The 16,516-nt window shown below is 71.7% G+C and carries 15 protein-coding genes; 7 read left to right on the top strand and 8 right to left on the bottom strand.

The genetic code is table 11. The features are described 5' to 3' along the window. Nucleotides 1-265 precede the first annotated feature (265 nt). Entirely contained in the window at nucleotides 266-1,129 is an 864-nt protein-coding gene (locus ACFY0K_RS20470) for a LysR substrate-binding domain-containing protein (protein ID WP_352357638.1), read from the bottom strand. A 159-nt stretch (nucleotides 1,130-1,288) separates the two neighbouring features. On the opposite strand from ACFY0K_RS20470, the gene ACFY0K_RS20465 reads away from it, so the two are divergent. Continuing rightward, a complete protein-coding gene (locus ACFY0K_RS20465; protein ID WP_390641025.1) occupies nucleotides 1,289-2,338 on the top strand; it encodes a bile acid:sodium symporter family protein in 1,050 nt (349 codons plus the stop codon). Nucleotides 2,339-2,462: 124 nt separating this feature from the next. Then, nucleotides 2,463-2,990 carry an isochorismatase family protein gene (locus ACFY0K_RS20460; RefSeq protein ID WP_390641024.1) on the top strand — a complete coding sequence of 176 codons (528 nt, stop codon included), beginning with the start codon at nucleotides 2,463-2,465 and terminating at the stop codon, nucleotides 2,988-2,990. Between the two features lie 12 nt (nucleotides 2,991-3,002). On the opposite strand, the gene ACFY0K_RS20455 is transcribed toward ACFY0K_RS20460, so the two are convergent. Beyond that, nucleotides 3,003-3,722 carry an SDR family oxidoreductase gene (locus ACFY0K_RS20455; protein ID WP_351961641.1) on the bottom strand — a complete coding sequence of 240 codons (720 nt, stop codon included), beginning with the start codon at nucleotides 3,720-3,722 and terminating at the stop codon, nucleotides 3,003-3,005. 137 nt (nucleotides 3,723-3,859) lie between these two features. Here ACFY0K_RS20455 and ACFY0K_RS20450 point away from each other — a divergent pair, with 137 nt between their 5' ends. Beyond that, the gene (locus ACFY0K_RS20450; protein WP_390641023.1) at nucleotides 3,860-4,690 is read left to right on the top strand and encodes a LysR family transcriptional regulator; all 831 of its coding nucleotides are present in this window, start codon (nucleotides 3,860-3,862) and stop codon (nucleotides 4,688-4,690) included. A 120-nt stretch (nucleotides 4,691-4,810) separates the two neighbouring features. On the opposite strand, the gene fdhD is transcribed toward ACFY0K_RS20450, so the two are convergent. The 5 genes from fdhD to ACFY0K_RS20425 are packed head-to-tail and all read right to left on the bottom strand — an operon-like array spanning nucleotide 4,811 to nucleotide 11,261. Beyond that, complete coding sequence (gene fdhD / locus ACFY0K_RS20445; RefSeq protein WP_351961643.1) at nucleotides 4,811-5,659, bottom strand: formate dehydrogenase accessory sulfurtransferase FdhD; 849 nt, start codon at nucleotides 5,657-5,659, stop codon at nucleotides 4,811-4,813. Nucleotides 5,660-5,666: 7 nt separating this feature from the next. Beyond that, nucleotides 5,667-6,527: a 2Fe-2S iron-sulfur cluster-binding protein gene (locus ACFY0K_RS20440; protein ID WP_390641022.1), complete on the bottom strand. Its 861-nt coding sequence runs from the start codon at nucleotides 6,525-6,527 to the stop codon at nucleotides 5,667-5,669. Next, nucleotides 6,524-8,341, bottom strand: coding sequence for an NADH-ubiquinone oxidoreductase-F iron-sulfur binding region domain-containing protein (locus ACFY0K_RS20435; RefSeq protein ID WP_390641021.1), 1,818 nt, complete (start codon nucleotides 8,339-8,341; stop codon nucleotides 6,524-6,526). The genes ACFY0K_RS20440 and ACFY0K_RS20435 overlap by 4 nt, the downstream gene beginning before the upstream one ends. A gap of 5 nt (nucleotides 8,342-8,346) precedes the next feature. After that, on the bottom strand, nucleotides 8,347-10,293 hold the full coding sequence (locus ACFY0K_RS20430) for a molybdopterin oxidoreductase family protein (RefSeq protein WP_390641020.1): 1,947 nt from the start codon (nucleotides 10,291-10,293) through the stop codon (nucleotides 8,347-8,349). Continuing rightward, nucleotides 10,290-11,261, bottom strand: a complete 972-nt coding sequence (locus tag ACFY0K_RS20425; RefSeq protein WP_382729052.1) for a 2-dehydropantoate 2-reductase — start codon at nucleotides 11,259-11,261, stop codon at nucleotides 10,290-10,292. The genes ACFY0K_RS20430 and ACFY0K_RS20425 overlap by 4 nt, the downstream gene beginning before the upstream one ends. A 224-nt stretch (nucleotides 11,262-11,485) precedes the next feature. On the opposite strand from ACFY0K_RS20425, the gene ACFY0K_RS20420 reads away from it, so the two are divergent. The 4 genes from ACFY0K_RS20420 (at nucleotide 11,486) to ACFY0K_RS20405 (ending at nucleotide 14,824) form a co-directional block, all read left to right on the top strand. Then, a complete protein-coding gene (locus ACFY0K_RS20420; protein ID WP_390641019.1) occupies nucleotides 11,486-12,814 on the top strand; it encodes an OFA family MFS transporter in 1,329 nt (442 codons plus the stop codon). Beyond that, nucleotides 12,789-12,923, top strand: coding sequence for a hypothetical protein (locus tag ACFY0K_RS20415; RefSeq protein WP_256215692.1), 135 nt, complete (start codon nucleotides 12,789-12,791; stop codon nucleotides 12,921-12,923). The genes ACFY0K_RS20420 and ACFY0K_RS20415 overlap by 26 nt, the downstream gene beginning before the upstream one ends. 147 nt (nucleotides 12,924-13,070) lie before the next feature. Further along, entirely contained in the window at nucleotides 13,071-14,018 is a 948-nt protein-coding gene (locus ACFY0K_RS20410) for a beta-ketoacyl-ACP synthase III (protein WP_390641018.1), read from the top strand. Between the two features lie 128 nt (nucleotides 14,019-14,146). Beyond that, nucleotides 14,147-14,824 (top strand): GntR family transcriptional regulator, encoded by a 678-nt coding sequence (locus ACFY0K_RS20405; protein ID WP_382729058.1) that lies wholly within the window; start codon nucleotides 14,147-14,149, stop codon nucleotides 14,822-14,824. A gap of 42 nt (nucleotides 14,825-14,866) precedes the next feature. On the opposite strand, the gene ACFY0K_RS20400 is transcribed toward ACFY0K_RS20405, so the two are convergent. Further along, nucleotides 14,867-15,856 carry a hypothetical protein gene (locus ACFY0K_RS20400; RefSeq protein ID WP_390641017.1) on the bottom strand — a complete coding sequence of 330 codons (990 nt, stop codon included), beginning with the start codon at nucleotides 15,854-15,856 and terminating at the stop codon, nucleotides 14,867-14,869. Nucleotides 15,857-16,516: the final 660 nt, after the last annotated feature.

The raw sequence follows: 16,516 nt of genomic DNA, 5'->3' as shown, positions 1-16,516 counted from the left end.
GGGGAAGGGCCGGACAGAATCCCTACGGTTCAGTAAGTTCCGGCTCCGTAATCTCCACGGAATCTGTACGACCCGATTACGGCCCCCGGCCGGTTACCCGCCGGTCAGGGGCGGGGCGCCGCAGCGCCCTCTCTGGACAGCGCCGACGTGGCCGATTCCGTCACACCGGCCGAGCACGGTTCATGTGCACCGCCCCGGGAGCCGAGCATGCAGGCCGGCGGGGGCTTGTCGCGCAGTTCCCCGCACCCCTACGGGGCGCGTGCAGCTAGGGGCGTCTCAGGCGGGCTCCGCTGGTCAGGATGGCGGCCGCCAGTGCGTCGGCCGCCGACTGGGCCGGTGAGCGTCTCGGGCCGTGTACCAGGACGAAGTCGACCTTGCCCAGTTCCGGCAGGCCCGCGCGGTCCGGGACGCGGAACAGGCCCGGGGGGATGAGGCCCTTCGAATGGGCCATCACGCCCAGGCCGGCCTGGGCCGCCGCGAGCAGGCCGTTGAGGCTGCCGCTCGTGCAGACGATGCGCCAGTCGCGGCCCTGGCGCTCCAGTGCCTCCAGAGCCAGCGCGCGGGTGATGCCCGGCGGCGGATAGACGATCAGCGGGACCGGGCGCGCGGGGTCCAGGCGGAGCCGTTCCGCGCCGATCCACACCAGGTCGTCGTGCCAGACCAGCTCGCCCAGCGGGTCCTCGGGGCGCCGTTTGGCCAGCACCAGGTCCAGCTTCCCGGCGGCCAGCTGCTCGTGCAGGGTGCCCGAGAGCTCCACCGTCAGTTCGAGATCCACCTCGGGGTGGTCGTGACGGAAGCCCTCCAGGATCTCCGGCAGCCGGGTCAGGACGAAGTCCTCCGACGCGCCGAAGCGGAGCCGGCCGCGGACCCGGGTACCCGTGAAGAAGGCCGCCGCCTGCTCGTGCACCTCCAGGATCCGGCGGGCGAACCCGAGCATCGCCTCGCCGTCCTCGGTCAGCTCCACGGAGTGCGTGTCCCGGGAGAACAGCTGGCGGCCGGCCGCGTCCTCCAGACGGCGCACGTGCTGGCTCACCGTGGACTGGCGCAGCCCGAGCCGCCGGGCGGCCTGGGTGAAGCTGAGCGTCTGGGCCACGGCCAGGAAGGTGCGCAGCTGGGAAGGGTCGTACACTCCAACATGTTATCGCAGAACGCGATGGCAGTCAGAGTGGTATACCGGATTCCCGATCAAGAGCCGGAGGAGGACGATGGAGGGGGCCGTTCCGGCCCCGGCGAGAAGCCGGCCGTGTCCGCCGGCACGACAACCTGACCGACCCGCAAGTGGAGCACCGTGAAACGCCTGAGCTGGCCCAGTCGGATGCCGATCGACCCGTACGTCCTGCTGTTGCTCGGGACGGTATGCCTCGCCGCGCTCCTCCCGGCCCGGGACACGGCCGCCGACGTGGCCTCCGGCGCCTCCACGGCCGCGATCGCCTTCCTCTTCTTCCTCTACGGGGCCCGCCTGTCCACCCGCGAGGCTGTCGACGGGCTGCGGCACTGGCGGCTCCACGTCACGGTCCTGGTCTGCACCTTCGTGGTCTTCCCGGTGCTGGGCATGGCGGCCCGCGGTCTGGTGCCCGTCCTGCTCACCCATCCGCTCTACCAGGGCTTCCTCTTCCTGACCCTGGTGCCCTCCACCATCCAGTCGTCGATCGCCTTCACCTCCATCGCCCGCGGCAACGTGCCCGCCGCGATCTGCGCGGGGTCCTTCTCCTCGCTGATCGGCATCGTCCTCACACCGTTGCTCGCCGCCGCGCTGCTCGGCAACAGCGGGGGCGGGTTCTCGGCCGACTCGATCGTGAAGATCGTGCTCCAGCTGCTGGTGCCGTTCGTCGCGGGGCAGCTGCTGCGCCGGTGGATCGGGGCCTTCATCACCCGGCACAAGAGGATCCTCGGCCTCGTCGACCGCGGCTCCATCCTGCTCGTCGTCTACACCGCGTTCAGCGAGGGCATGGTCCGGGGCATCTGGCACCAGGTCAGCGTGGTCCGGCTGGCCGGGCTCCTCGCCGTCGAGGCCGTGCTGCTCGCCGTGATGCTCCTGCTGACCTGGTACGGAGCCAAGGCGCTCGGCTTCGGCCGTGGGGACCGCATCGCCATCCAGTTCGCCGGGTCGAAGAAGTCCCTCGCCTCCGGGCTGCCCATGGCCAGCGTCCTGTTCGGTGCCCACGCCTCGCTCGCCGTGCTGCCGCTGATGCTCTTCCACCAGATGCAGCTCATGGTCTGCGCGATCATCGCCAAGCGCCGCGCCCACGACCCCGAGGCCCAGGAGGAGGCCGAGACCCCGGCCGTCCCGGCGGCGGAGTCACGGCCCGCGGTCGGCACGGGCCCGCTCCGCCGCTGAGCCGCGGCCGCGGCCGCGGCCCGGGGTGGCGCACCCCCGCCGTCGGCTGCCGAACGCGACCAGTTCACGGGCCTGTTGATCCGGATTTCCGGTACGGACGGCTCATGACGGCTAACGTTCCGTCATGACCGCACCCCTGGCGCTCGATCCGGCGCGCACGGCCCTCGTCCTCGTCGACCTGATGGACCGCATCGTCGCGCTGCCCCTGGAGCCCCGCAAAGGCACCGACGTCCTGCACACCGCCGAGGAACTGGCCCACACCTTCCGCGCCGCCGGCGCGCCCGTGGTGCTGATCCGCGTCGAACGGCCCTCGCTCGCCGAGCAGCCGCCGGGCAGCGGACTCGTCGCCGGACTGAGGAAGGAAGGGGACGTGGAGATCGTCAAGCGGACGATCGGCGGCTTCCAGGGCACGGACCTCGACGCCCGGCTCCGCGCGCTCGGCGTCACCCGGCTGGTGTTCGGCGGTATCGCCACCAACCTCGGCGTCGAGTCCACCGCCCGCGCCGCCGCCGACCTCGGCTACGACCTGGTCTTCGTCGAGGACGCCATGGCCGCTCTCACCGGCCCCGAGCACGAGGCGTCCGTCCGGCTCGACTTCCCGCGCCTCGGCACGGTCGTCACCGCTGCCGACGTCGGCCTGGGCCCCGCCTGACAGCGAGGTCGCTCAGACCAGCGTCCCGCCCCCGTCCACGACCACCACCGACCCGGTGCTGTACCCCCCACGCATCAGGTACAGGTACGCCTCCGCCACATCCGCCGGCTCGCCCATCCGCCCCACCGGCAGCGACTCGGCGGACGACCGGAACAGCTCCTCCCTGACCTCCTCCGGCAGCCCCCGCCACAGCTCGGTCCGCACCACCCCCGGCGAGACCACGTTGACCCGCACCGGCGCCAGCTCCACGGCCAGTGCCCGGGTCAGCGACTCCATCGCCCCGCACAGCGCCGACGCGACACTCGAACCGGGCAGCGGCCGGCGCCCCGCCGTCCCCGTGGTCAGCACCACCGACCCGCCAGGGCGGACCGACCCGGCGCCGTACTTCACCGCCGCGTACGCACCCCACAGCCGCGTGTCCAGGAAACTCCGGGCCGCCGCGATGTCCGTGTCGGCCAGCGTCTCCAGCAGGATCGAGTCACCGGCCGTGTACACCAGGTGGTCGTACTCCCCGATCCCCGTGAAGAACGCGCGCACCGCGTCCTCGTCCGTGGCGTCGAGCACCTGCCCCTCGGCGTCCTCCGGCAGCACCTTCAGCGCCGCGTCGACACTCTCCTGCCGCCGCGACGCGACGACCACCCGCGCGCCCTCCCGTGCCGCGCCCTCGGCGACCGCGAGGCCGATCCCCGAGGTACCCCCGATGACGACCACACGCTGTCCCTGCAGACCCATGGCTGATCCCTTTCCAAGCCGGTGTTCCGTCCCGTTCGGACGCCTCCAGCCTGCGGTCCCGTGACATCGGCCGTCCAAGACCTCTTTCGGCACCGGCGATACCCTGAAGACATCGCCATCGGGAAGGGGTCGCGGTCATGGACCTGGATCTGCGCAAGGTCCGCTACTTCGCGGCGTTCGCCGAACTCCTCCACTTCGGCCGGGCGGCGGAACGGCTGCACATCGCCCAGCCCGTGCTGAGCCGTCAGATCCGGGCGCTGGAGAAGGACTTGGGGGCCGAGCTGTTCGTACGGGACAGCCATGGCGTGACCCTGACCGACGCCGGGCATCAACTCCACGAAGACGCCCGCCAGTTGCTGGCCCTCGCCGACGGCACCCGGCGCCGGGTCGTGCAGGCCGCGCGAGGCCGGCGGCGCCTCGTCGTCGGCTTCCGGGCCGGTGTCGTGGTCACCGAGGCGCTGCGGGTCTTCAGCGCGGGCCACCCGGACGTCGAGGCGCGGGCCCTCCGGGTCGAGTGGGACGACCAGGAACAGCTGATCCTCGACGGCACCGTGGACATCGCCTACGTACGGCTCCCGGTCCGGGGGGAGGGGCTCGAACTGCGCCCCCTGTACAGCGAGCCCCGCGTGGCCATGCTCCCGGACCGGCACCGGCTCGCGGGGAAGCAGGAGATCGCGCTCGCCGACCTCGACGGCGAGACGTGGCTGCGCTACAACGACCCCCGACCCGGCGACCTGCCGCTGCGCACCATCGAGGAGAAGTTCGAGTGCGTGGCTGCCGGCACCGCCATCACGATGGTGCCCCGCTCGGCCGCCGAGCAGTACTCCCGCCCGGACATCGTCTACGTCCCGGTCGTCGACGCCGAACCGGACCGGGTGCTGCTGGCCTGGGCGGCCGGCCGCCGCTCCGCGCTGGTAGCCGCCTTCGCCGAGGCCGCGGCAGGCGTCGGGGCCCCCGGTTCCGGCTGAGGCGGGGCGCCCGGTTCCGGCTGAGGCGGGGCGCCTGGCTTCGGCTGAGGCGGGGCCCCTGCGGCGCAGGGGGCGCTCCCCGCCGGTCGGGGCCCCGCCGCCGTGCCGCGGGGAACCGGGTCAGCCCTGGGCGGCCGCGGCCCGCAGGGCGATACGGTCCTCGCCCGCGTACACGTTCATGTTGCTGCCGCGCAGGAAACCGACCAGGGTCAGCCCGGTCTCCAACGCCAGGTCCACCGCCAGCGAGGACGGCGCCGAGACCGCCGCGAGCATCGGGATGCCCGCCATCACGGCCTTCTGCGCCAGCTCGAAGGAGGCCCGCCCGGAGACCAGCAGGATGGCCCGGGACAGCGGCAGGCCGCCGTTCTGCAGGGCCCGGCCGACGAGCTTGTCCACCGCGTTGTGCCGGCCCACGTCCTCACGGATGTCCAGCAGCTCGCCGTCCTCCGCGAACAGGGCCGCCGCGTGCAGCCCCCCGGTCCGGTCGAAGACCCGTTGCGACGCGCGGAGCCGGTCGGGGAGGCTCGCGAGCAGCTCGGGCTCCACCCGGACCGGGGGAGTGTCGGCGATCGGCCAGCGGGCCGTCGTACGCACCGCGTCCAGGCTCGCCTTGCCGCACAGCCCGCAGGACGAGGACGTGTAGACGTTCCGCTCCAGGGTGAAGTCGGGGAGCTGGACGCCCGGCGTGGTCCGGACGTCGACGACGTTGTAGGTGTTCGAGCCGTCGACGGTGGCGCCCGCGCAGTACACGATGTTCTGCAGGTCGCCGGCGGCCGCCAGCACCCCCTCGCTCACCAGGAACCCGGCCGCCAGCGCGAAGTCGTCGCCGGGTGTGCGCATGGTGATGGCGAGGGGTTTCCCGTTGAGCCTGATCTCCAGCGGTTCCTCGGCGACGAGCGTGTCCGGCCGGGCGGAGACCGCTCCGTCGCGGATGCGGATGACCTTGCGTCGTTCCGTGACTCGTCCCATGTCCTGATCAGCCCCGGTTCTGTACGTGCTGGTAGCCGAAACGGCCCTTGATGCAGAGATTGCCGTGGGTCACCGGGTTGTCATGCGGCGAGGTGACCTTGACTATCTCATTGTCCTGCACGTGGAGCGTGAGGTTGCAGCCCACACCGCAGTACGCGCACACGGTGGTCGTCTCCGTCTGCTTCGACTCGTCCCAGGTACCCGCCGCCCGCATGTCGAACTCCGACTTGAACGACAGCGCTCCCGTCGGACACACCTCCACGCAGTTGCCGCAGTAGACGCAGGCGGAGTCGGTCAGCGGGGCGTCGTGCTCGACGGCGATCCGGGCGTCGAAGCCGCGCCCGGCGACGGAGATCGCGAAGCTGTTCTGCCACTGGTCGCCGCAGGCGTCGACGCACTTGTAGCAGAGGATGCACTTGTCGTAGTCGCGTACGTACAGATCGTTGTCGACCCTCGGCTCCTCGCTCAGGCGGGCCGCGTCGGGGCCGAAGCGGTCCGGTTTCGCCTCGTACTCCTTGATCCACTCGGCGGCGCGCGGGGTGGTCGACAGGTCCACCGAGGAGGCCAGCAGCTCCAGGACGATCCTGCGGCTGTGCCGGACGCGTTCGCTGCCGGTCCGCACGACCATGCCCGGCTCGGCCTTCCGGGAGCAGGCGGGCACGAGGGTCCTGGCCCCCTCCACCTCCACCACGCACACCCGGCAGGCGTTCTTCGGGCGCAGCGTGTCGCCCTCGCACAGGGTCGGCACGTCCTTCCCGGCCGCCCGGCAGGCGTCCAGGATCGTCGAGCCCTCCGGGACCCGCGCCTCCTCGCCGTCGATCGTGAACTCCAGCAGCCGGCGCGGGATCCCCAGCGGTGTCACGGTCATTCGTACGCCCCCAGACGGTCGATGGCGGATTCCACGGCGTTCCACGCGGTCTGCCCGAGACCGCAGATCGAGGCGTCCCGCATCGCCCGGCCGACCTCGCGCAGCAGTGCGACGTCCCCGGCCGCGTCCGCGCCGGTGCGCTCGACGATCCGGTGCAGCGCCTCCTCCTGCCGGACCGTGCCGACCCGGCAGGGCACGCACTGCCCGCAGGACTCGTCCCGGAAGAACTGAGCGATGCGGAGCAGGAGTTGGGGGAGAGGGACGGTGTCGTCGAAGGCCATCACCACACCCGAGCCGAGCGTGGTGCCCGCCTCGCGGGTGCCCTCGAAGGTGAGCGGGATGGCGAGTTCGTCCGGTCGTACGAACCCGCCCGCGGCGCCGCCGAGCAGGACCGCCCGCAAGTCCTCGCCTACCCCGGCCAGTCGGAGGAGTTCGCCGAGCGTGGCGCCGAAGGGGAGTTCGTAGATGCCGGGGCGGGCCACGCTCCCGGACACGCAGAAGAGCTTCGGGCCGGTGGACTTCGCGGTGCCGATCGCCGCGTACGCCGGGGCGCCCATGGTCAGGATCGGCAGGACGTTGACCAGCGTCTCCACGTTGTTCTCGACCGTCGGCTTCCCGAACAGCCCCTTCTCCACCGGGAACGGCGGCTTCGAGCGCGGCTCGCCCCGGTACCCCTCGATGGAGTTGAACAGGGCCGTCTCCTCGCCGCAAATGTACGCCCCGGCGCCGCGCCGGATCTCGATGTCGAAGGCGAAGCCCTGCCCGAGGACGTCCTCGCCGAGGAAGCCGCGGGCGCGGGCCTGGTCGATCGCGTGCTGGAGACGCCGGGTCGCCCGCGGGTACTCGCCGCGGAGGTAGACGAAGCCCCGGCGCGCGCCGATCGCGTACGCCGCGACCGTCATCGCCTCCACCAGTGAGTACGGATCGCCCTCCATGAGCACGCGGTCCTTGAAGGTGCCCGGCTCCGATTCGTCGGCGTTGCAGACCAGGTAGTGCGGATGGTCGGGCTGGGACGCCGTGGCCTGCCACTTGCGGCCGGTGGGGAAGGCCGCGCCACCGCGCCCGACAAGACCCGAGTCGGTGACCTCGCGGATGACCCCGGCGGGGCCGAGCGCGAAGGCGTGCCGCAGGGCGGTGTAGCCGCCGTTCGCCCGGTAGTCGTCGAGCGAGGCCGGATCGACCACGCCCACCCGCTTCAGGAGGGTCAGGCCCTCCTGTCCGGCCTGGGGTACGGCCGCCTCGGCCGTCGGCTCCTCCGGCACCGAGTCGGGCGCGGTGGCCGCGAGGACGGTAGCCTCGACCGTCGCCGGGGCCGCCACCGCCGTATGCACCGGATCCCCGGCCCGGATCGCGAGGGCCGCAGGCGCCCGCTCGCACAGGCCCAGGCAGGGGCTGCGCTCGACGTGCACCCCGGGGCCGAGGCCCTCCTCCACCCCGGCGCACAGTGCGGACGCCCCGGCCGCCGCGCACGCGAGGTCCGTGCAGACGTGCAGGACGGTCGCCGGGCGGGGCCGGACGGAGAACATCGCGTAGAAGGTGGCGACCCCGTAGGCCTCGGCCGGGGGCACGGTCAGGCGGCGGCACAGGTAGCCGAGGGCGCCCTCGCTGATCCAGCCGATCCGGTCGTTGATCGCGTGCAGCCCCGGCAGCAGCAGGTCCCGGCGGTCCCGGGCCTCCCGGCCGCCGCGCGCCCACCGCAGGTCCGCGTCGGAACGGTCGGCGCCCTCCCAGGAGGACTCCGGAGGGCCCAGCAGGGCGTCGACGGCGGCGCGTTCGTCGTCCGTCGGTTTGCTGTCGCCGAAGTGCAGGTCCACTTACGTCACCTCACGATGGTCGCGACCGGGAGCTTCTCGATACGGATCGCCGACGCCTTGAACTCCGCCGTCCCCGCGATCGGGCAGTTCGCCTCGATCGTCAGCTGGTTGGTGTCCACCTCGTCGGGAAAGTGCATGGTCATGAAGGCGAGCCCGGGCCGCAGCGCCGGGTCGACCCAGACCGGCGCCACCACCGCGCCCCGCCGGGAGGACACCTGGACCTCCTCGCCGACGACCACCCCGTACCGCTCGGCGTCCTCCGGGCACAGCTCGATGTACTCGCCGCGCCGCAGCGGGGAGGCGTAACCGCCGCTCTGCACGCCGGTGTTGTAGGAGTCGAGACGGCGTCCGGTGGTGAGCCGGATCGGGTACTCCTCGTCGGTGAGGTCGACCGGCGGATCGTGCCGGACCAGCCCGAACGGCGCCGGCGTCCCGCGCTTCGCCGGGTCCGTCTCCCACAACCGGCCGTGCAGGTAACTCGGTTCGAGGCGGTCTGTGCTCGGGCACGGCCACTGGATGCCCTGTTGCTCGACGAGCCGGTCGTACGTCATGCCGTAGTGGTCGGGGGAGACGGAGCGGAGCTCGTTCCAGACGGCCTCCGCGTCCGCGTACTTCCAGTCGTGGCCGAGCCGGCCCGCCAGCTCGCAGATGATGTCGATGTCCTCACGGGCCTCGCCAGGCGGGGTGACCGCACGGCGCACCCGCTGCACCCGGCGCTCGCTGTTGGTGGTCGTGCCCTCGGTCTCGGCCCAGCCGGCGGTCGCGGGCAGCACCACGTCCGCCAGCTCCGCCGTCTTCGTGAGGAAGATGTCCTGGACGACCAGGAAGTCGAGGGCCCGCAGCCGCCGCACCGCCTGCTCGCTGTCGGCCTCCGACTGGGCCGGGTTCTCGCCGATGCAGTAGACCGCCTTGAGCGAACCCTCCTCCATCGCCTCGAACATCTCGGTGAGGGTCAGCCCGTAGTGCGGCTGGATGACGGTGTCCCAGGCCGACTCGAACTTCAGCCGGGCGTCCGGGTCGAGGATGTCCTGGAAGCCGGGCAGTCGGTTGGGGATCGCCCCCATGTCGCCGCCGCCCTGCACGTTGTTCTGTCCGCGCAGCGGCTGCAGCCCGGCTCCCCAGCGGCCCACCTGACCGGTGAGCAGGGAGAGGTTGATCAGGGCGCGCACGTTGTCGGTGCCGTTGTGGTGCTCGGTGATGCCGAGGGTCCAGCACAGCTGGGCGCGCTCGGCGCGGGCATAGGCGTGCGCCAGCTCCCGTATCGCGCGGGCCGGTACGCCCGTCACCTTCTCGGCGAGGGACAGCGTCCAGGGCTCGACGAGGGCCTTGTACTCCTCGAAGCCGGTGGTCGCCCGCTCGACGAACGCCTCGTTGACCAGCCCCGCCTGGATGATCTCCCGGCCGATCGCGTGCGCCATCGGGATGTCGGTGCCGACGTTCAGCCCGAGCCAGCTCTCCGCCCACTCCGCGGTGGAGGTGCGCCGCGGGTCGACGGCGTACATCCGGGCGCCGTTCCTGATCCCCTTCAGCACGTGCTGGAAGAAGATCGGGTGCGCGAAACGGGCGTTGGAACCCCACATCACGATGACGTCGGTGTGCTCGATCTCCTCGTACGACGAGGTGCCGCCGCCGGAGCCGAAGGCCGCCGAGAGACCGGCGACGCTCGGCGCGTGACACGTCCGGTTGCAGGAGTCGACGTTGTTGGTGCCCATCACCACCCGGGCGAACTTCTGCGCCACGTAGTTCATCTCGTTGGTGGCGCGGGCGCAGGAGAACATCCCGAACGCGTCGCGGTTGCGCGCCAGGCCGCGGGCCGCGCGGTCCAGCGCCTCCTCCCAGCTCGCCTGCCGGAACGGCTCGTCGCGGGAGTCCCGGACCAGCGGGTGGGTGAGACGGGTGTAGGTCTTCGGTTCGCGGTTCCGGGTGCTCTTCGTGCCTGTCGTGCTCCTCATGCGGCGCTCCTCAGGGCGAGCAGGTCCGAGATGGCGTGCACGGTGCGCAGGGTGGGCACCTGCACGCCGGTGATCTCCGCCAGCTCGACGACGGCCGCGAGCAGCACGTCGAGTTCCAGCGGCTTGCCGCGCTCCAGGTCCTGGAGCGTGGAGGTGCGGTGGTCGCCGACCTTCTCGGCGCCCGCCAGACGGCGTTCGATGGAGATCCCGACCTCGCAGCCGAGCGCCTCGGCGACGTCGAGCGTCTCGCGCATCATGATCTCGATGACCCGCCGGGTGCCGCCGTGCAGGCACATCTGCCGCATCGTGGCGCGGGCCAGCGCGCTGATCGGGTTGAAGGAGATGTTGCCGAGCAGCTTGAGCCAGATGTCGTTGCGCAGGTCGGGCTCGACCGGGCACTTCAGCCCGCCGGTCTGCATGGCCTCGCTGAACCGCACACAGCGCTCGGACACGCTGCGGTCGGGCTCGCCGACCGAGAACCTGGTGCCCTCCAGGTGCCGTACCACGCCGGGGGCTTCGAGCTCGGTGGCCGCGTACACCACGCAGCCGACGGCACGTTCGGGAGCGAGTACGGCGCTGACGGTGCCGTCCGGGTCGACGCTCTCGACGCGGTGGCCGTCGTAGGGGCCGCCGTGCCGGTGGAAGTACCACCAGGGAATGCCGTTCTGGGCGGCGACCACCGCCGTCCGCTCGTGCAGCAGCGGCTCGACCAGCGGCCCGCACGCCGCGTACGAGTTGGCCTTCAGGCCCAGGAAGACGTAGTCGACCGGGCCGACCTCGGCCGGGTCGTCGGTGGCGTGGGCGTGCGCGGTGAAGTCGCCGCGCGGGCTGAGCACCCGTACTCCGTACTGCCTCATGGCCGCCAGATGCGGTCCACGGGCGATGAGATGCACGTCGGCGCCCGCGCGGTGGAGCGCGGCACCGACGTAGGCGCCGATCGCACCGGCGCCGAGGACTGCGACTTTCACGGAACGCTCCGTTCGGTTTGAGGGATACCGCGGAGGTGGCCTCGGAGCCGGCCCAGGACCGGGCCTCTTCGAGAGGTGTCGACGAAATATTGTCTACAGTATGGAGTCAGGGTCGACAAGGGTTCCGACAGCGACCGTTCGGCGCATTCTGGATACCGTTCAACGCATACGATCGAGCCCGCGGGTTCTCAACCACCCTTGCGGGGCCCTACCGTTCGGGATTCATGAGCAGTCCCCCTGTAGCGCCTCCGGGCTGGAGCCGCTGGCTCGTCCCGCCCGCCGCCCTCTCCGTCCATCTCGCCATCGGCCAGGCCTACGCCTGGAGCGTGTTCAAACCGCCGCTCGAATCCGCCCTGAACCTGAGCGGCACCCAGAGCGCGCTGCCCTTCCAGCTCGCGATCGTGATGCTCGGCCTGTCGGCCGCGTTCGGCGGCACCCTCGTCGAGCGCAACGGACCGCGCTGGGCCATGACGGTGGCCCTGATCTGCTTCTCCTCCGGCTTCCTGATCTCCGCCCTCGGCGCCGAGACCAAGCAGTACTGGCTGATCGTCCTCGGCTACGGCTTCGTCGGCGGCATAGGCCTCGGCATCGGCTACATCTCGCCCGTCTCCACCCTGATCAAGTGGTTCCCGGACCGGCCCGGCATGGCCACCGGCATCGCCATCATGGGCTTCGGCGGCGGGGCGCTGATCGCCTCGCCGTGGTCGGCGCAGATGCTCGCGTCCTTCGGGAGTGACAACGATGGCATCGCCCTCGCCTTCCTGGTGCACGGGCTGTCGTACGCCGTCTTCATGACCCTCGGTGTCCTGCTGATCCGTGTCCCGCGCACCGAGAAGCCGGTCGCGGACGCGCCGAGCGCCTTCGAGGGCGTGCAGGTCTCCGCGAACAGCGCGATCCGCACCCCGCAGTTCTGGTGCCTGTGGGTCGTGCTCTGCATGAACGTGACCGCGGGCATCGGCATCCTGGAGAAGGCCGCCCCGATGATCACGGACTTCTTCGCCGACAGCTCCACCCCGGTGTCGGCGTCCGCGGCGGCCGGGTTCGTCGCCCTGCTGTCCGCCGCCAACATGGCCGGCCGGATCGGCTGGTCGTCCACCTCCGACCTGATCGGCCGCAAGAACATCTACCGCGTCTACCTGGGCGTGGGCGCCGTGATGTACCTGCTCATCGCCCTGTTCGGGGACTCCTCCAAGCCGCTGTTCATCCTCTGCGCCCTGGTGATCCTCTCGTTCTACGGAGGCGGCTTCGCGACCGTCCCCGCCTACCTGAAGGACCTCTTCGGCACCTACCAGGTCGGTGCCATCCACGGCCGGCTGCTCACCGCGTGGTCCCTCGCCGGTGTGCTCGGCCCGCTGATCGTCAACTGGATCGCCGACCACCAGAAGGGCGCCGGCAAGCACGGCGCCGACCTCTACACCCTGTCCTTCGGCATCATGATCGGCCTGCTCGTCGTCGGTTTCGTCGCCAACGAGCTGGTCCGTCCCGTCCATGCCCGCCACCACATCCCCGCCCCGAGGGAGGCCGTCGATGTCGAACGAGAGCAGCCGGCCTGAGCCGGACCGCCGCTGGCTGATCGCCGTCGCCTGGGTCTGGGTGGGCGCGCCCTTCGCCTACGGGGTCTATGAACTCGTACAGAAAGCGACCCAACTGTTCAACGGGTGACCGGCGGGAATACCCGGGCGTCCGAGGGTCTGCAAGAAGCCGACAACTCGGCCGCCCGTTTCCTGTGGCCTCACATGCCGTCGTACCCGTGAGTCACTGAACAGACTGGTGGACCCACACCGAGGCAACGAGGGGGCTCCACCACCCATGATCGGCTCGCGCATCGCCGCCGTCGGCCACTACCAGCCCGCCAGGGTACTCACCAACGAGGACCTGGCGGGCATGGTCGACACCAGTGACGAGTGGATCCGCAGCCGGGTGGGCATCGACACCCGGCACATCGCGGGCCCCGACGAACCCGTCGACGAACTGGCCGCGCACGCCGCCGCCAAGGCCCTCGCCGCGGCCGGCCTCACCCCCGCGGACATCGATTTGGTCCTGGTCGCCACCTCCACCGCGATCGACCGTTCCCCGAACATGGCCGCGCGCGTCGCCGCCCGCCTGGGCATTCCGCAGCCCGCCGCGATGGACGTCAACGTCGTGTGCGCCGGCTTCACCCACGCGCTCGCCACCGCCGACCACACGGTCCGGGCCGGCGCCGCCACCCGGGCGCTGGTCATCGGCGCCGACAAGATGTCCGAGGTGACGGACTGGACCGACCGTACGACCTGCGTCCTGGTCGGTGACGGGGCCGGCGCGGCCGTGGTCGAGGCGTGCGGACCGGGCGAGGAAGCCGGGATCGGGCCGGTCCTGTGGGGTTCCGTCCCCGAGATGAGCCACGCCGTACGCATCGAGGGCACCCCGCCCCGGTTCGCGCAGGAGGGGCAGAGCGTCTACCGCTGGGCCACCACCCAGCTGCCGCCCATCGCCCGGCGCGCCTGCGAGAAGGCCGGGGTGGCACCCGCCGACCTCGCGGCCGTCGTGCTGCACCAGGCCAACCTGCGGATCATCGAGCCGCTCGCCGCGAAGATCGGCGCGGTCAACGCGGTCGTCGCCCGGGACGTCACCGAATCCGGCAACACGTCGGCCGCGAGCATCCCGCTCGCCCTGTCCAAGCTGGTCGAACAGGGCCGGGTGTCCGGCGGCGACCCGATCCTGCTGTTCGGCTTCGGCGGCAACCTGTCGTACGCGGGGCAGGTCGTGCGCTGTCCCTGAGAGCGCGTTCCGCGGTGTGACGTGGCCGGCTCCCGCTTCCGCCGGCGGCTGCGCGCCGTAGACTGTAGACGAAAGACAATCGATACTGAGTGTCCGCTCGTAACGGGTGTCTGCCGAAGGGGGACCCGATGTTGTCAGCCGGACTGCCGCAGGGCGCGGTGCCCAGGCTCGAACGCCCCGGACCGCTCCGCGACCGTGTCTACGAGGCGCTGCTGGAACTCATCACCACCCGTGCGCTCCAGCCCGGCCAGCACCTCGTCGAGAGCGAACTCGCCGGCCACCTCGGTGTCTCCCGGCAGCCGGTCCGCGAGGCGCTGCAGCGGCTGAACACCGAGGGCTGGGTGGACCTGCGACCCGCCCAGGGCGCCTTCGTCCACGAGCCGACGGAGGCGGAGGCCGACCAACTCCTCACCGTGCGCACCCTGTTGGAGGCCGAGGCGGCCCGGCTGGCGGCCGCCAACGCGGGCAGCGCGGGAGTGGCCGCCCTCGAATCCCTCTGCGCCGAGGGCGAGAAGGCGGTCGCCGCGGACGACGTGGACGGAGCCGTCGCCCTGAACGCCGCGTTCCACGCCAAGATCATGGACCTCGCCGGCAACACCGTCCTCGCCGAACTCGCCGCCCAGGTCGACCGCCGGGTCCGCTGGTACTACACGCCGGTGGCCCGGCAGCGCGGCCACCAGTCCTGGATCGAACACCGCGAGTTGATCGCGGCGATCACGGCGCGGGACGAGCAGCTGGCGACCACGCTGATGCGCGAACACACGGAACACACGCGGCGCTCGTACCACGAGCGGGCGAAGTCCTGACCCGGGTGGCGGCGCGGGGCCCGTCCGTCCCGGCCGGGCGGTTCACGGCAGCGTGATGAGAGCGATGCTCTCCGCCGTCGCGACGGCCAGCCGGCTGCCGTCGGGGTGGAGGGCGGCGACGGGGGTGGGAACACGCCGGTAGCCGAAGCAGGTCGGTTTGACGGGCACGGCGACCTCCGGCCACTCCGCCACGATGCGCCCGGTGACCGGGTCGAGCAGCCGTGGGTGGCCTGGGAACGAGATCACCTGATCGCCGCGGGGCAGGAGCAGGACACCCGGGTCGGCATCGGCGACGGGACTGCGGTGGAGCCAGCGGCCCTCGGACACCGACCACACCCCGACGTGGCGCGGGGGCAGCCCGGCCGTCTCCTCCTCATCCCACTCCTCAGCTCCCGTCGCCAGCACCAGCCGGTCGGCGTCGAGCCAGCAGCCCGCCGTCACCTCGGCGGTCATGACCGCCGATATCTGCAACAGACCTTCGCCGTCCAGGGTGCCGGGGTCGCTGAGCGCGAGCGCGGTGTCGTAGACCAGGGCCATCCCGAAGGGCTGCCAGACCCAGCCGACCGAGAGCAGGTACCGGCCGTCCGGGCTCAGACTCAGCCTGGAGTGGAAGACGTCCTCCGGCTCCCGCCCGCCCGCGGTCAGCCGCTCGCCGCTCGCGGCATCCTCGATCTGCAGGACGTTGTACTCGTCGGGGCAGTGCACGACGACCTCGCGACCGTCGCCCAACGCGCCCAGGGCGAGCGGGTAGTCGTAGTCCGGCGCGTGGTAGTAGCTGCGGTTCAGCTCCCGCACGGTCCGTCCGTCTCCGACCAGCACCGCCTTGGTGCCGCGCTCCTGGTACACCGCGGAGTAGTGCCCCGAGGCCGAGGCGGTCCCGGCGTCGAACGGGAAGCTCCACGTGAAGGACGCCGTGTGCTCCACCCCGTCGCGGTCCCAGCGCCGACCGCCCCCGACCGCGGAGACCAGTTCGTCCCCGTCCCACATCAGCGACTTCGGCGCCGACTTCACCGGTATCGACTTCACGGTCATGGATGCCCCCAACCCGGAGCACCTCGGGCGGGCCTCCGCCGGGAATCTACGGGACCCCGCTCAGTCGGCGCGTACGAATTTCGCGCGTCCCGCGCCTACCCGTCGTCCCGGCGCCTAGTCACTCCCCGTGAGCTGCGTCCCGGACACCCTCCACGGCCGTCCGGGGCGCTCTCGCGTCTGGAGCGGTCCCCTGGTGCCCCCGGTGGCCTCTCAGGCCCTCGGGAGGTCCGTCCCGCCCAGCCCCACCCCGGTCAAGTTGGGGTGAGGCTCAGGCGCCGGTCAGGGTGTAGGTGAGGGGGCGTCACCCGGGGGGAGGCGTAGCGGTGGTGGGAGCAGGTACAGCGGGGTATGAGCAGGATGCCGACGAGGTGCTGAACCGCCTGCTCCCGGCCGAGCCGCCCAAGGAGATCGAACCAGGCGAGTCCGACCGCTGACGGCGAAGCCCCGGGGTGCTGGCTTGCACCTCCGGGGCCTCCGCACGTTCACAACACCTTGAGGGCCTTCAGGACGAGCACGCACAGGGCGAGAGTGCCCCCGAAGGACCCCCCGCCGCACAGAACAGCCTGGCCAGCGGGGCGTGCCCGGGGTGTGGTTCAGCCAGGCGGCTGCCATGCCGACGTTGGCGGAGAAGGAGCCGACATCGGTGATCGAAGCGCCAGC

This window comes from Streptomyces sp. NPDC001507, from assembly GCF_042894765.1.
In the GTDB taxonomy this organism is placed as follows: domain Bacteria; phylum Actinomycetota; class Actinomycetes; order Streptomycetales; family Streptomycetaceae; genus Streptomyces.
Note: the sequence above shows the minus strand (reverse complement) of the source record. Positions and strands in the feature narration are given on the sequence as shown.

Excerpts from the sequence above, each read along its gene's own strand:
- ACFY0K_RS20415 (WP_256215692.1), top strand. The coding sequence starts at position 12,789 with ATGTCGAACGAGAGCAGCCGGCCTGAGCCGGACCGCCGCTGGCTGATC.
- ACFY0K_RS20455 (WP_351961641.1), bottom strand. The coding sequence starts at position 3,722 with ATGGGTCTGCAGGGACAGCGTGTGGTCGTCATCGGGGGTACCTCGGGG.
- fdhD (WP_351961643.1), bottom strand. The coding sequence starts at position 5,659 with ATGGGACGAGTCACGGAACGACGCAAGGTCATCCGCATCCGCGACGGA.
- ACFY0K_RS20450 (WP_390641023.1), top strand. The coding sequence starts at position 3,860 with ATGGACCTGGATCTGCGCAAGGTCCGCTACTTCGCGGCGTTCGCCGAA.
- ACFY0K_RS20400 (WP_390641017.1), bottom strand. The coding sequence starts at position 15,856 with ATGACCGTGAAGTCGATACCGGTGAAGTCGGCGCCGAAGTCGCTGATG.
- ACFY0K_RS20430 (WP_390641020.1), bottom strand. The coding sequence starts at position 10,293 with ATGAGGAGCACGACAGGCACGAAGAGCACCCGGAACCGCGAACCGAAG.
- ACFY0K_RS20405 (WP_382729058.1), top strand. The coding sequence starts at position 14,147 with ATGTTGTCAGCCGGACTGCCGCAGGGCGCGGTGCCCAGGCTCGAACGC.
- ACFY0K_RS20440 (WP_390641022.1), bottom strand. The coding sequence starts at position 6,527 with ATGACCGTGACACCGCTGGGGATCCCGCGCCGGCTGCTGGAGTTCACG.
- ACFY0K_RS20420 (WP_390641019.1), top strand. The coding sequence starts at position 11,486 with ATGAGCAGTCCCCCTGTAGCGCCTCCGGGCTGGAGCCGCTGGCTCGTC.
- ACFY0K_RS20410 (WP_390641018.1), top strand. The coding sequence starts at position 13,071 with ATGATCGGCTCGCGCATCGCCGCCGTCGGCCACTACCAGCCCGCCAGG.
- ACFY0K_RS20460 (WP_390641024.1), top strand. The coding sequence starts at position 2,463 with ATGACCGCACCCCTGGCGCTCGATCCGGCGCGCACGGCCCTCGTCCTC.